Raw genomic sequence first — 12,648 nt, forward strand, 5'->3', positions numbered from 1 at the left:
GGCTTTGCACCACGTCTGCTCCGGCTGCTGCGAGCAGGGCCACTGTGGCAACAAGCTTAGTTGTGTTCGGAGGGGGTGCAAGGCGGGGGAGAGGCGAGGGAGGGGCATGGGAGCGGGGCGTGGGAGCGGGCTTGCCCCGCGATGGCGTCGGCCCGGGCGATGAGGTCGTCAGGCCTGGCGCCATCGCGGGGCAAGCCCGCTCCCACGTGTTGTTACTTGGCGGTCACTGTTTCAGCGGCCTGATCCTGCGACAGGCTGTACACATACGCCGCCAGCAGGTGCACCTTGTCATTGCCCTGGATGTCCTGCTGCGCCGGCATCTGGCCCTGACGGCCGTAACGGATGGTCTGCTGCAGCTGGGCGAAGCTCGAGCCGTAGATGAACGCCTGCGGATGGTTCAGGTTCGGCGCGCCCATGGCGGGGGTGCCCTTGCCTTCAGGCCCGTGGCAGGCCACGCAGTTGCTGGCGAAGATCTCCTGGCCCTTGGCCGGGTCGGCCTTGACGCCTTCCGGCAGGCTGCGGCCATCGAGGTTGGTCAGCACGTAAGCGGCCACATCGGCCACGCCCTGCTCGCCGATCACCGTGGCCCAGCCCGGCATTACGCCGTGGCGGCCGTTCATGATCGAGGCCTTGATGGTTTCCGGCTCGCCGCCCCAGCGCCAGTCCTTGTCGGTCAGGTTGGGGAAGCCGTAGGAGCCCTTGGCGTCGGAGCCGTGGCATACCGAGCAGTTGGAGGCGAACAGCCGGCTGCCCATCTTCAGCGCTTGCGGGTCCTTGGCCACTTCTTCCACCGGCATGGCGGCGTACTTGGCGAAGATCGGGCCGAACTTGGCGTCGGCCTTTTCCATCTCTCTTTTCCACTCGTCGACGCCGGTCCAGCCGTTCTCGTAACCGGGCAGGATGCCTTTCCAGTTGCCCAGGCCCGGATACAGGATCAGGTAGCCCACCGAGAACACCAGGGTGCCGACGAACAGCCAGAACCACCACTTGGGCAGCGGGTTGTCGTACTCCTCGATGCCGTCGAAGCTGTGGCCCATGGTCTGGTCGGTGGTGTCGCTGCTCTGGCCCTTGCGGGTGCCGAGCAGCAGCCAGGTCAGGCCGATCAGGCTGCCGATGGTCAGTACGCTGATATACGTACTCCAGAAGGTGGTCATTGCCCATTACTCCTCATGGCGGGTTCCTGCCCGGCAGGGGGCAGGCGGTCGTCGACGAAGGGCAGCAGGCGCGCTTCGGCGAAATCACGGTCGCGGCGACGGTTGAACACCCAGAGCGACAAGCCGATGAAGGCGATCATCACCACCAGGGTGCCCAGGCCACGGATCATGCCGATGTCCATTTCCATCGCACTCACCTCTTGTTCTTGATCGAGGTGCCAAGCACCTGCAGGTAGGCGACCAGCGCGTCCATCTCGGTCTTGCCCTTGACCGCGTCGCGGGCTCCGGCGATGTCGTCGTCGGTGTACGGCACGCCCAGGGTGCGCAGGGTGCGCAGCTTGACGTCGGTGTGGCTGTTGTCGACCGGCGTCGCCACCAGCCAGGGGTAGGACGGCATCTTCGACTCCGGTACCACGTTGCGCGGGTTGTACAGGTGCGCGCGGTGCCAGTCATCGGAGTAGCGGCCACCTACGCGGGCCAGGTCCGGGCCGGTGCGCTTGGAACCCCACAGGAACGGGTGGTCCCACACGCTTTCGCCGGCCACCGAGTAGTGGCCGTAGCGCTCGGTCTCGGCGCGGAACGGGCGGATCATCTGCGAATGGCAACCCACGCAGCCTTCGCGGATATAGATGTCGCGGCCTTCGAGCTGCAGGGCGGTGTAAGGCTTCATGCCCTCGACCGGCTTGTTGGTGACGTCCTGGAAGAACAGCGGGACGATCTGGGTCAGGCCACCGATGCTCACGGCAAACACCATCAGCAGCGCCATCAGGCCTATGTTTTTCTCAACGACTTCATGATTCATCAGGCTCTACTCCTCAAGCCAGCTGGGCGTTGGCAGGGGCTTCCACGACGCTTGGCGAACGCACCGTGCGCCAGGTGTTCCAGGCCATCAGGAACATGCCGCTGAGGAAGATCGCACCGCCGACGAAGCGCACGACGAAGCCGGGGTGGCTGGCCACCAGGGTTTCCACGAACGAGTAGGTGAGCGTGCCGTCGCTGTTGACCGCGCGCCACATCAGGCCCTGGGCGATGCCGTTGACCCACATCGAGGCGATGTACAGCACGGTGCCGATGGTCGCCAGCCAGAAGTGCGCGTTGATCAGCCCGAGGCTGTACATGCGCTCCTTGCCGAACACCTTGGGGATGGTGTGGTACAGCGCGCCGATGGAAATCATCGCCACCCAGCCGAGGGCGCCGGCGTGCACGTGGCCGATGGTCCAGTCGGTGTAGTGGGAGAGGGCGTTGACCGTCTTGATGGCCATCATCGGGCCTTCGAAGGTGGACATGCCGTAGAACGCCAGCGAGACGACCAAAAAACGCAGGATCGGGTCGCTGCGCAGCTTATGCCAGGCCCCCGACAGGGTCATCATGCCGTTGATCATGCCGCCCCAGCTCGGCGCCAGCAGGATCAGCGACATGATCATGCCCAGCGACTGCGCCCAGTCCGGCAGCGCGGTGTAGTGCAGGTGGTGCGGGCCGGCCCAGATGTACAGGGTGATCAATGCCCAGAAGTGCACGATCGACAGACGATACGAATACACCGGGCGCTCGGCTTGCTTGGGCACGTAGTAGTACATCATCCCGAGGAAGCCGGCGGTGAGGAAGAAGCCCACGGCGTTGTGGCCGTACCACCATTGCACCATGGCGTCGGTGGCCCCGGCATACACCGAGTACGACTTGGTCAGGCTGACCGGCAGCTCCAGGTTGTTGACGATGTGCAGGATCGCCACGGTGAGGATGAACGCGCCGAAGAACCAGTTGCCCACGTAGATGTGCTTGGTGTTGCGCTTCATCAGCGTGCCGAAGAACACCACGGCATAGGCGACCCAGACGATGGTGATCAGGACGTCGATCGGCCATTCCAGTTCGGCGTACTCTTTCGAGCTGGTGTAGCCCAGCGGCAGGCTGATCGCCGCCAGCAGGATCACCAATTGCCAGCCCCAGAACGTGAACGCGGCCAGGCGCGGTGCGAACAGGGTGGTCTGGCAGGTGCGTTGCACCGAATAATACGAGGTGGCGAACAGGGCACAGCCGCCGAAGGCGAAGATCACCGCGTTGGTGTGCAAGGGTCGCAGGCGGCCGAAGCTGGTCCACGGCAGGTCAAGGTTGAGGGCGGGCCAGGCGAGCTGGGCGGCAATGAAGACGCCGAGCCCCATCCCGACGATGCCCCACACCACCGTCATGATGGCGAATTGGCGGACCACCTGATAGTTGTAGGCGGTACTGCTGGTTGTGTTCATGTATGGGTTCCCATCCACGGTTATAGGCAGGCTAGACAGCGAGGCAAGCATGATTAATGGGCAAAGTGCCGGTATTGACGGGGATCAATGGGCGCAGATTGCAAATGCCCCAGGCTTGCGCTGCGATCCTCCGCGAATTGCGGGCGAACGAGGGCAAAACAGCTGGCTGATCCTGGCCCATGGCGCGGGCGCGCCGATGGACAGCGGCTTCATGGACGACATGGCGCAAAGGCTGGCAGGGCTTGGGGTCGGGGTGGTGCGTTTCGAGTTTCCGTACATGGCCCAGCGGCGTGTCGACGGCGGCCGGCGCCCGCCCAATCCGCAGAAGGTCCTGCTCGACTGCTGGCGTGATGTATACAACCAGGTGCGACCTTTGGTCGCGGGGCCTTTGGCTGTCGGTGGCAAGTCCATGGGCGGGCGCATGGCCAGCCTGCTGGCGGACGAGCTTGGTGCCGATGCGCTGGTGTGTCTGGGCTATCCGTTCTATGCCGTGGGCAAGCCGGAAAAGCCCCGCGTCGAGCACTTGGCCGGGTTGCGCACGCGCACGCTGATCGTCCAGGGGGAGCGAGATGCCCTGGGCAATCGGGAGGCGGTGCAGGGGTATGAACTATCGCCAGCGATCGAAGTGAGCTGGCTGGTGGCGGCGGACCATGACCTGAAACCGTTGAAGGCTTCGGGGTTCAGCCATGCGCAGCATTTGCAGGCGGCGGCGGAGAATGTAGCGAGATTCCTGCGGGATTGAAATCGCGGGGCAAGCCCGCTCCCACGTGGGAGCGGGCTTGCCCCGCGATCGTCTGCAGCAACACCGGAGTCTCCGACTTGCTAAAACGATCCCTCACCACCCTTACCCTCTTCTCCGTCCTGGCCGGCTGCGCCAGCCACGACATCGACCCCCGCGGTTACAACGAAACCGGCACCGCCTCCTACTACGGCAGCCGCCACCACGGCAAACGCACCGCCAGTGGCGAACCGTTCAACCAGCATGACCTCACCGCCGCACACCGCAGCCTCCCCTTCGGCAGCCGGGTGCTGGTGACCAACCTCGCCAACCAGCGCAGCGTGGTGGTACGCATCAACGACCGCGGCCCGCACACACGCGGTCGGCTGATCGACCTGTCACGCGCCGCAGCGGAAAAAATCGGCATGCTCCGTAGCGGAACGGCGCGAGTCCGGGTACAAGGTCTGAGCGATTGACCTGACTGGAGCCCTCGCCATTTTCGACCTGGCCACCCTCCCCACCTTCAGCCTGCTGCAACTGGGCCTGGGCCTGCTGTTGCTGATCCTCGGCGCCGAGCTGCTGGTACGCGCGGCGCTGCGCCTGGCCACCCGCCTGCATGTACGCCCGCTGATCATCGGCCTGAGCCTGGTGGCGTTCGGCAGTACCGCACCGCAACTCACCGTCAGCCTGCAGGCGGCCTATCAAGGCGCGCCTGATGTGGCGGTGGGCAGCGTGATCGGCAGCAATATCTTCAACGTGCTGGTGATTCTCGGCCTGGCCGCGCTGATCATTCCGCTGCGCGTGTCGCGCCAACTGGTGCGCCTGGACATTCCCTTGATGATCGCCGCCAGCGGCCTGGTCTATCTGCTGGCCGGCAATGGCCAGCTGGGGCGCGTCGAAGGTGCGCTGTTGCTGCTCGGCTTGCTCGGCTACCTGCTGATGCTTCGGCACCAGTCGCGCCACCATGCGCGCACCTACCCGGCAGCGAATACGCCGGTTACAGGCGCCGGACGCTTCTGGAGCGGCGTATTGCTGCAGGTCTTCCTGGGCCTCGGCCTGCTTAGCCTGGCCGGGCATCTGCTGCTGCAGGCCGCCGTCGAGGTTGCGACTGACCTCGGGCTCTCCGAACGGGTCATCGGCCTGACCGTGGTCGCGGTGTGCACTTCACTGCCGGAGCTGGCCGCCGCCCTGATCGCCGCGCTGCGCGGCGAACGCGAGGTTGCGGTGGGCACGGTAATCGGCAGCAACCTGTTCAACTTGCTGGCGGTGCTGGGGCTGACCGCCGTGGTTGCGCCCGAGCCGCTGTCGATCTCGCCCAACGCCCTGGATTTCGACCTGCCGGTGATGCTCGGGGTCGCGGCGCTGTGCCTGCCGGTGTTCTATTCGGGCTTTCGGGTGACCCGCGCCGAGGGCCTGGTGTTCCTCTGCCTGTACCTGGCCTACGGCCTGCACGTGGTGACATTCACCACCGGGCTGCCCCTGGCCGGGCGCCTGGAAAACCTGATGCTGTTCTACGTTCTGCCAGCGCTCGGCGTCGTGCTGCTGTATACGACGGTGCGCGCCTGGCGCCGCCAACACTAAGGAAAACAACATGGCTGACACGAAACAGACCGGCGAAAGCATTCGCCGCCAGGTGATGGGCGATGCCTTCGTCGACCGCGCCCTGGGCAATGCCACCGCGTTCACCCAACCACTGCAGGACTTCGTCAACGAACATGCCTGGGGCAGCGTCTGGGCACGCGACGGGCTGCCGCTGAAAACCCGCAGCTTGATCACCCTGGCCACGCTGACCGCGCTCAAGTGCCCGCAAGAGCTCAAGGGGCACGTGCGTGGGGCGTTGAACAACGGCTGCACGGTGGAGGAGATTCGCGAGGCGTTACTGCATTGCGCCGTGTACGCCGGCGTGCCGGCGGCGATCGATGCGTTCCGGGCGGCGCAGGAAGTGATCGACAGCTACCAGGCCAGCTGAAAGCATCGCGGGGCAAGCCCGCTCCCACGTTTTCATGACGTGGGAGCGGCGGTGCGCCGGTGCGACTTGCCCCGCGATTGGGCCTCAACCCTGACGCTTTTTCTTCAGTTTGAACGCCACCCACAGCACCAGGATCCACGCCGGGATCAGCATCACCGAGATACGAATCGGTGGCGTCAGGTACATCACCACCAGAATCAGCACGATAAACGCCAGGCACAGGTAGTTGCTCACCGGGTGCGCCCAGCTGCGGTAGAACGGCGTGATACCGGCCGCCAGCTTGGCCTTGCGGAACTTCAGGTGGGTGATGCTGATGCTCGCCCAGTTGATCACCAGCGCCGAAACGGCCAGGGCCATCAACAGGCCGAAGGCTTCACCGGGCATCAGGTAGTTGATCAGCACGCACATCCCCGTGGCGAATGCCGACACGCCCAAGGCGGTGAGCGGCACGCCACGGCGGCTGACCTTGAGCAGCTGGCGCGGCGCATCGCCCTGGGAGGCCAGGCCGAACAGCATGCGGCTGTTGGCGTAGACGCAGCTGTTGTACACCGACAGCGCGGCGGTCAGCACCACCACGTTGAGGATGGTCGCCACCAGGTCGCTGTCCAGTTCGTGGAAGATCATCACGAACGGGCTGCCGCCCTGCACCACCTTCTGCCACGGATACAGCGACAGCAGCACCGCCAGGGCACCGATGTAGAAGATCAGGATGCGATACACCACCTGGTTGGTGGCCTTGGGGATGCTCTCGCGTGGGTTTTCGGCCTCGGCGGCAGTGATGCCGACCAGCTCCAGGCCGCCGAAGGAGAACATGATCACCGCCAGCGCCATGATCAGCCCGGTCACGCCATTGGGGAAGAAGCCGCCGTATTGCCACAGGTTGGCGACGCTGGCGTCCGGCCCGCCGTGGCCGCTGCCCAGCAGCCAGGCACCAAAGCCGATCATGCTGACGATGGCCACCACCTTGACCAGGGCGAACCAGAACTCCATCTCGCCATACACCTTCACCTGGGTCAGGTTGATGGCGTTGATGGCCACGAAGAAGATCGCTGCCGTGGCCCAGGTGGGAAAGTCCGGCCACCAGTACTGCACGTAGATGCCCACGGCGGTGAGCTCGGCCATGCCGACCAGCACGTAGACCACCCAGTAGTTCCAGCCCGAAACGAAGCCTGCGAACTCGCTCCAGTAGTGGTGCGCGAAGTGGCTGAAGCTGCCGGCCACCGGCTCCTCGACCACCATCTCGCCAAGCTGGCGCATGATCAGGAAAGCCATCAGGCCGGCGACGGCATAGCCCAACAGCACGGAGGGGCCGGCCAGCTGGATGGTCTGGGCGATGCCCAGGAACAGCCCGGTGCCAATGGCACCGCCCAGCGCGATCAGCTGGATATGGCGATTCTTCAGCCCGCGCTGCAAGCGCTCGGGCGTGCTCTGGTCTTGCATGAAGTGTCCTTTAGGTGAGGCCTTGTTGTTGGTGTTGTGTGCAGTGAAGCGCTAGATCCAGCCGCCCCACTGCAAGACGAAAATGCCGATGTTGGTGGTGATGGCCGCCATCAGTGTAGTGATCACGATGATCGAGGCGGCCAGTTCGTGGTTGCCGTTGGCCGCCCGCGCCATCACATAGCTCGCCGCCGCGGTGGGGCTGCCGATGTAGAGGAACAGGATGCCCAGTTCGGCCCCGCGGAAACCGCACAGCCAGGCGCCCAGGGTACCCAGCAGCGGCAGCCAGACCATCTTCACCAGGCTCGCATCGAACGCCAGCCTGCCGCTGTCGCGCAGCGCCGCCAGCGACAAGGTGCCACCGATGCAGATCAGCGCCAGCGGCAAGGTCATCTGCGCCAGATAGTCGGCGGACGTCAACAGCCAGTTGGGCAGCGGCACCTGGCCGTAGGCCATGGGCGTTGCGACCAGCACACTGATGATCAGCGGGTTGCTGAAAATGCTCTTGCAGATGCTCCACGGGTCGGACTTCAGGTCCGGGCTGTACACCGCCAGCACCACTGCCGACAGCGAGTTGTACATGAGGATGACCAGCCCGGCCAGCACCGCGCCAAGGGAGATACCGTAGTCGCCATAGAGGCTGGCGGCCAGCGCCAGGCCGATCACGCCATTGTTGCCGCGAAATGCGCCCTGGGTGTAGATGCCGCGGTCCGCTGGCGGGCAGCGCCAGATCGCCAGGCCCCAGGCCAGGCCGAAGCCCACCAGGGTAGCGACGATGAAGTAGAGGATGACCCCGGGCTTGACCGCTGCGGCCAGGTCGGCGTGGTAGATGCCAAGGAACAGCAGCGCCGGCATGCACACGTTGAACACCAGCGATGACGCGACCTTGCTGAAGTTGTCGTCGATCACGCGGATGCGCTTGAGCAGCACGCCCATGAACAGCATGGCGAACACGGGCGCCGTGATGTTCAGTGTCTGGATAAGAAGGGCGAGCATGCAGCCTGATCCTGAGGGTTGCCGTTAGGGGGCTAATCATACGTCAGTGCCAGGGCCTTGCGCCCATCGAAGGTGCGAGTTGGCAGCACAAACTGAGCTTGACGTAGGAAATTTCCCGAATATGATGATTAATACTGTATATGCATACAGTTAAAAATGGATTATCCCGACATCGCAAGGAGCTGATCATGTCAGGAATGCAAACCGCGCCCGTGGCCAACCAAGCCCAGGCCAAACAGGTCGTTGCCGACCTCGATCAACTGTTCGACCCGCAGGGCATCGAGCTTCCCGGCCCGGACAGCCAGCTGATGCTGGTCATGCACGGCCACCACACCCTCAAGTACCATCGCTTCGGCGTGCCGCAAGGCACCGGCCAAGCGCCCAAACGCAAACCCGAGCTGTTCTTCGAAGGGGGTGAGCACACCGCCATTGGTGACAACACCCTGCTGCGTTACGAAGCTGGCCAGCCGGGCATCCCCGCCCACCAGTCGCCCCTGCCGTTGCCCAACGGCCTGAGCCTGACCTACGGCCAGGTCATCGCCCTGGGCGGCGACTTCTATGGCGTGCCCGAGCGGCCCATCGCCGACGGCGCCAGCGAGGCCGAACGCATCACACGCTTCACCCAGGCCTTCGACTCCCTGGCCCGCCTGCCGGCGGCCAAGGACGAGGCCGGGCAGATCCTGGCCGTGATGCAGGAAGAAATCGCCGCCGCCAACCAGGCTATTCAGGACGGCCGCCAGCCCCATGAAGCCTACGACGCATTGGGCGACAGCCTGTCGGCACGCTGGAACCGCATCACCGGCGGCGGCAGTTTCGCGTCCGACCTGTTCCCGCTTGGCCGCTACCTGAAGCTGGCCGCCAGCAACTGGGACCATTTCGGCCCCTGGGCGCTGTTGGCCTACCAGGCCGGCCACGCCGCCGCCTTGCAGCAAGCCGTGAAGGCGCGTGCCAGTGGCGAAGAGCGCGACCTGCAACTGGCCTACGCCATGAATGCCTTCGCCGATCACTTCCTCACCGACCTGTTCTCCGCCGGCCATTTGCGGGTGCCGCGCAAGGCATTGGCCGACAGCGTCACCCCGAGCGACGTCGGCTCGCTGATCTCGCGCTTCATGCACGATGAAGACAGCAAGTACGGCCTGTTGGTGCGCAACGCCGAAGGCGAGCAATGGCGCGCCTATGGCGACAAGCGCTACTTCGACAGCGTCGATGTGGCCAACCGTCGCCAGGTCGGCCGGGCCGTGCAGCGCTCGGCCGACGAGGTGTTCCAGGCATTTGTCGATGGCCGCCTGCCGTTGGCCAAGGACTATGCAGCCCTGCGCCTGGCACCGGACCTGCACGCCGCCGAGCAGGACCTGGTGCCGGGCAACTTTGCCCCGCTGTATTTCCAGGACGGCAAGACCGTGCTGCGGCGCAAGGACGTCAACAACCTCAACGACCGCGAGCGCATCGGCGACTGGTGGGGCTGGAGCACCTACCTGCTGCTCAAGGACTACAAGCCCAATACCCCCAGCGGATTCATCGCCGCACCGAGTGCTTCACCGGCCATCATCGGCTGGCAAAGCAGCGAACCGGATGGCCTCAACTGGCAGCGGGGCAACTCGGTGCGTTACGCCTTCAGCGTGAGCGAGCAGTTCAACGAATCCTATATCGGGCCGTGGAGCGCCTATGCCGAACTGGGCGGGCAGTTCCACCCGACCGTACAGGTGCCGCTGGACGGCAAGCAGCGCGGGCGCAACCTGTTCCGCCAGTTCCGCGGCGGCTCGCCGGAGCTGATCGCCAGCCTTGATGGCGTGGCAACCACTTACATCGATCGCAATGCGTGACAAGGAGGTCACCGATGAACATCAGGATCAAACTGGAGCTGGCTTCGGGTCAGTCGCTGGCAGGCATGCCGCTGGAGCTGTTGCGTGATGGCAAGGTCATTGGCCGGGCCAAGGTGCCGGCGGGAGGGCTGGTGGCGTTCGAGGCGCCTGCTGGTGCAGGGCCACTGGCGGTGCGGGTTGACCGCTCGGGGGTAAGCGCCTTCTAAAAACAATCGCGGGGCAAGCCCGCTCCTACGGGTGGACTGTCCCCGAGGGTTGGATTGGTGTCCAACTTCTTGGGAGCTGTCCCCCCGTGGGAGCGGGCTTGCCCCGCGATGCCTTTAGCGCCGTACCGGGCGCTTCTGCAACTTGCGCTGCAAGGTGCGCCGGTGCATGCCCAGCGCTCGCGCGGTGGCAGAGATATTGCCTTCATGCTCGCCGAGCACGCGCTGGATATGCTCCCACTGCAAGCGATCCACCGACATCGGGTTTTCCGGCACCAGGGTATCCAGGTCGGTGTGCTCCGACAGCAGTGCAGCCAGCACATCATCGGCGTCGGCAGGTTTGCACAGGTAGTTGCAGGCACCGCGCTTCACCGCTTCGACCGCCGTGGCGATGCTCGAGTAACCGGTCAGGATCACCACGCGCATCTCCGGGTCCAGCTCCAGCAGCTTGGGCAGCAGCACCAGGCCCGAATCGCCCTCCATCTTCAGGTCCAGGGTGGCGTAGTCCGGCAGGTCCTGCTCGGCCAGCTTCAGGCCTTCCTCGGCAGAGCTTGCGGTACTCACGCGGAAACCGCGGCGGCTCATGGCCCGCGCCATGACCCGGGTGAAGGTGGCATCGTCATCCACCAGCAGCAGGTGCGGCAGTTCTTCGCCTTCGACCTGGATTTCTTCGCTCATCATTCATCTCCTCGCTTGCCATGGGGCAGGCGCAATTCGGTCAGGGTGCCACCCTGCTCATGACTATAGAGTTTCACCGAACCACCCGCACGCGTCACGCTGGCCTTGCTCAAGAACAGGCCCAGGCCGAAGCCTTTGCCCTTGGTGGTAATAAAGGGTTTGCCGATCGCTTCGGCAATGGCCGGCGGCATGCCGGGGCCATGGTCGCGGATGCTGATGACGATGTCCTGGGCGTCCCAGTCAAGGCGCACCTCCAGGTCGTCCGGGCAGGCATCGGCGGCATTGTTCAGCAGGTTCAGCAGGGCCTGGGTCAGGTCGGGCGGCGGCGCCAGCCGCGGTACCTGGCCATCGCGCAGGCGCTGGAAACGGTAGCTGGCTTCCGGGCGCATCAGGTGCCAGCGGTTGAGCGCTTCGTCGAGCCAGGCCGTGACGTCCTGCTCGACGATGGCCAGGCGCCGATTGGCTTCGGCAGCGCGCACCAGTTGCTGCAGGGTTTCCTTGCACAGCTTGACCTGGTCCTGAAGGATCTGCAGGTCTTCCTGCAGCAGCGGGTCGGTGTGGTCCTGGCGCATTTCATTGAGCAGCACGCTCATGGTTGCCAACGGCGTGCCCAGCTCATGGGCGGCGCCAGCGGCCTGGGTGGCCACCGCCAGCAGTTGTTCGTCGCGCAGGCTCTCTTCACGGCGCTCGGCGCGCAGGTGCTCCTGGCGGCGCAACTCCTCAGCCATGCGCGCGGCGAAGAAGGTAATCACCGCTGCGGCCAGGGCGATACTCAGCCACATGCCGTAGACCTGCATGGTGTCGCGCGACTGCGGCAAGGCCTCCAGCGGGTAGAACTGCACCAGCAGCAGGCTGTAGGCCACCAGCGCGATGCCCGACAGCACCAGCGAGTAGATCCACGGCAGCGTGACGGCGGCGATCGCCAGCGGCACCAGGTAATAAGAGACGAAGGGGTTGGTCGAACCACCGGAGTAATACAGCAGCGCGCTGTGGATCAGCAGGTCGCAGGCCAGCTGCAGCGCGTACTCGAGTTCGGTGACCGGCAGTGACAGGCGCAAGCGCACGGCGGTGAACGCGCACAGCAGCGACGACAAGGCCAGGGTGACCACCAGCGAGAACCATGGCAGCGGCAGCAACTCGGTCCAGTAGGCCACGCCCACGGAGCCGGCCTGGGCAGCCAGGACCAGGATGCGGATGAAGGTCAGGCGCCAAAGGTTCTGGCGTGTAGCGGACAGCGGATGTGCGGCGGCGAGCATGAGCTCTCCCGATGAGGCTCCAGAAAAATCGGCTGGAGTATACCGAAGCCAGGCGCCTCGCTGCAGCGATGCGGCAAAGCGCCACACGCGTCAGCCTCAAGACTCTAGCTACAAGCTTCAAGCGTTCTCGCGGCGAACCTTCATCAGATGCTCTGACCCAGGGGCTGTGAAACT

At 64.8% G+C, this 12,648-nt stretch carries 14 protein-coding genes; 6 read left to right on the forward strand and 8 right to left on the reverse strand.

Features of this window, described 5'->3' with window-relative positions; all coding sequences use genetic code 11:
- Positions 1 to 212 precede the first annotated feature (212 nt).
- From ccoP to ccoN, 4 genes are read right to left on the reverse strand one after another with little or no spacing between them, the layout of a single operon-like run.
- Positions 213 to 1,154, reverse strand: a complete 942-nt coding sequence (gene ccoP / locus RTH46_RS05085; RefSeq protein WP_153786557.1) for a cytochrome-c oxidase, cbb3-type subunit III — start codon at positions 1,152 to 1,154, stop codon at positions 213 to 215.
- On the reverse strand, positions 1,151 to 1,342 hold the full coding sequence (locus RTH46_RS05090; protein ID WP_110994031.1) for a cbb3-type cytochrome oxidase subunit 3: 192 nt from the start codon (positions 1,340 to 1,342) through the stop codon (positions 1,151 to 1,153). The genes ccoP and RTH46_RS05090 overlap by 4 nt, the downstream gene beginning before the upstream one ends.
- A 5-nt stretch (positions 1,343 to 1,347) precedes the next feature.
- A complete protein-coding gene (gene ccoO / locus RTH46_RS05095) occupies positions 1,348 to 1,956 on the reverse strand; it encodes a cytochrome-c oxidase, cbb3-type subunit II (protein WP_316905153.1) in 609 nt (202 codons plus the stop codon).
- 13 nt (positions 1,957 to 1,969) lie between these two features.
- Positions 1,970 to 3,394, reverse strand: coding sequence for a cytochrome-c oxidase, cbb3-type subunit I (gene ccoN / locus RTH46_RS05100; protein ID WP_279846931.1), 1,425 nt, complete (start codon positions 3,392 to 3,394; stop codon positions 1,970 to 1,972).
- A 49-nt stretch (positions 3,395 to 3,443) separates the two neighbouring features.
- Between ccoN and RTH46_RS05105 the strand changes: the two genes are divergently transcribed.
- The 4 genes from RTH46_RS05105 (at position 3,444) to RTH46_RS05120 (ending at position 6,081) form a co-directional block, all read left to right on the forward strand.
- Positions 3,444 to 4,136, forward strand: a complete 693-nt coding sequence (locus tag RTH46_RS05105; protein WP_153786634.1) for an alpha/beta family hydrolase — start codon at positions 3,444 to 3,446, stop codon at positions 4,134 to 4,136.
- A gap of 77 nt (positions 4,137 to 4,213) precedes the next feature.
- Entirely contained in the window at positions 4,214 to 4,588 is a 375-nt protein-coding gene (locus RTH46_RS05110; protein WP_153787416.1) for a septal ring lytic transglycosylase RlpA family protein, read from the forward strand.
- 61 nt (positions 4,589 to 4,649) lie between these two features.
- Positions 4,650 to 5,693: a calcium/sodium antiporter gene (locus tag RTH46_RS05115; RefSeq protein WP_153787417.1), complete on the forward strand. Its 1,044-nt coding sequence runs from the start codon at positions 4,650 to 4,652 to the stop codon at positions 5,691 to 5,693.
- Between the two features lie 10 nt (positions 5,694 to 5,703).
- Positions 5,704 to 6,081, forward strand: coding sequence for a carboxymuconolactone decarboxylase family protein (locus RTH46_RS05120; RefSeq protein WP_153787418.1), 378 nt, complete (start codon positions 5,704 to 5,706; stop codon positions 6,079 to 6,081).
- 84 nt (positions 6,082 to 6,165) lie between these two features.
- Here the strand turns inward: RTH46_RS05120 and RTH46_RS05125 are convergent, their stop codons facing one another.
- On the reverse strand, positions 6,166 to 7,521 hold the full coding sequence (locus RTH46_RS05125) for an amino acid permease (RefSeq protein WP_316905154.1): 1,356 nt from the start codon (positions 7,519 to 7,521) through the stop codon (positions 6,166 to 6,168).
- A 51-nt stretch (positions 7,522 to 7,572) separates the two neighbouring features.
- A complete protein-coding gene (locus RTH46_RS05130) occupies positions 7,573 to 8,514 on the reverse strand; it encodes an AEC family transporter (RefSeq protein ID WP_153787420.1) in 942 nt (313 codons plus the stop codon).
- A 188-nt stretch (positions 8,515 to 8,702) separates the two neighbouring features.
- On the opposite strand from RTH46_RS05130, the gene RTH46_RS05135 reads away from it, so the two are divergent.
- Together RTH46_RS05135 and RTH46_RS05140 are read left to right on the forward strand one after the other, a co-directional pair.
- Positions 8,703 to 10,337, forward strand: a complete 1,635-nt coding sequence (locus RTH46_RS05135; protein WP_316905155.1) for a phospholipase — start codon at positions 8,703 to 8,705, stop codon at positions 10,335 to 10,337.
- A 14-nt stretch (positions 10,338 to 10,351) separates the two neighbouring features.
- Positions 10,352 to 10,543 carry a hypothetical protein gene (locus RTH46_RS05140; RefSeq protein ID WP_110993461.1) on the forward strand — a complete coding sequence of 64 codons (192 nt, stop codon included), beginning with the start codon at positions 10,352 to 10,354 and terminating at the stop codon, positions 10,541 to 10,543.
- Between the two features lie 114 nt (positions 10,544 to 10,657).
- Here the strand turns inward: RTH46_RS05140 and RTH46_RS05145 are convergent, their stop codons facing one another.
- Both RTH46_RS05145 and RTH46_RS05150 read right to left on the reverse strand, forming a co-directional pair.
- Positions 10,658 to 11,218 carry a response regulator transcription factor gene (locus tag RTH46_RS05145; RefSeq protein WP_153787422.1) on the reverse strand — a complete coding sequence of 187 codons (561 nt, stop codon included), beginning with the start codon at positions 11,216 to 11,218 and terminating at the stop codon, positions 10,658 to 10,660.
- Complete coding sequence (locus tag RTH46_RS05150; RefSeq protein WP_153787423.1) at positions 11,218 to 12,474, reverse strand: ATP-binding protein; 1,257 nt, start codon at positions 12,472 to 12,474, stop codon at positions 11,218 to 11,220. Before RTH46_RS05150 ends, RTH46_RS05145 begins: the two co-directional genes overlap by 1 nt.
- Positions 12,475 to 12,648: the final 174 nt, after the last annotated feature.

Source organism: Pseudomonas sp. zfem004 (assembly GCF_032621715.1).
GTDB classification, from domain to species: domain Bacteria; phylum Pseudomonadota; class Gammaproteobacteria; order Pseudomonadales; family Pseudomonadaceae; genus Aquipseudomonas; species Aquipseudomonas sichuanensis.

What these genes read in the sequence shown, in the direction of transcription:
- ccoO (WP_316905153.1), bottom strand. Translation starts at nt 1,956, where the DNA reads ATGAATCATGAAGTCGTTGAGAAAAACATAGGCCTGATGGCGCTGCTG.
- ccoN (WP_279846931.1), bottom strand. Translation starts at nt 3,394, where the DNA reads ATGAACACAACCAGCAGTACCGCCTACAACTATCAGGTGGTCCGCCAA.
- RTH46_RS05090 (WP_110994031.1), bottom strand. Translation starts at nt 1,342, where the DNA reads ATGGAAATGGACATCGGCATGATCCGTGGCCTGGGCACCCTGGTGGTG.
- RTH46_RS05120 (WP_153787418.1), top strand. Translation starts at nt 5,704, where the DNA reads ATGGCTGACACGAAACAGACCGGCGAAAGCATTCGCCGCCAGGTGATG.
- RTH46_RS05145 (WP_153787422.1), bottom strand. Translation starts at nt 11,218, where the DNA reads ATGAGCGAAGAAATCCAGGTCGAAGGCGAAGAACTGCCGCACCTGCTG.
- RTH46_RS05125 (WP_316905154.1), bottom strand. Translation starts at nt 7,521, where the DNA reads ATGCAAGACCAGAGCACGCCCGAGCGCTTGCAGCGCGGGCTGAAGAAT.
- RTH46_RS05140 (WP_110993461.1), top strand. Translation starts at nt 10,352, where the DNA reads ATGAACATCAGGATCAAACTGGAGCTGGCTTCGGGTCAGTCGCTGGCA.
- RTH46_RS05135 (WP_316905155.1), top strand. Translation starts at nt 8,703, where the DNA reads ATGTCAGGAATGCAAACCGCGCCCGTGGCCAACCAAGCCCAGGCCAAA.
- RTH46_RS05150 (WP_153787423.1), bottom strand. Translation starts at nt 12,474, where the DNA reads ATGCTCGCCGCCGCACATCCGCTGTCCGCTACACGCCAGAACCTTTGG.
- RTH46_RS05130 (WP_153787420.1), bottom strand. Translation starts at nt 8,514, where the DNA reads ATGCTCGCCCTTCTTATCCAGACACTGAACATCACGGCGCCCGTGTTC.
- RTH46_RS05105 (WP_153786634.1), top strand. Translation starts at nt 3,444, where the DNA reads ATGATTAATGGGCAAAGTGCCGGTATTGACGGGGATCAATGGGCGCAG.
- ccoP (WP_153786557.1), bottom strand. Translation starts at nt 1,154, where the DNA reads ATGACCACCTTCTGGAGTACGTATATCAGCGTACTGACCATCGGCAGC.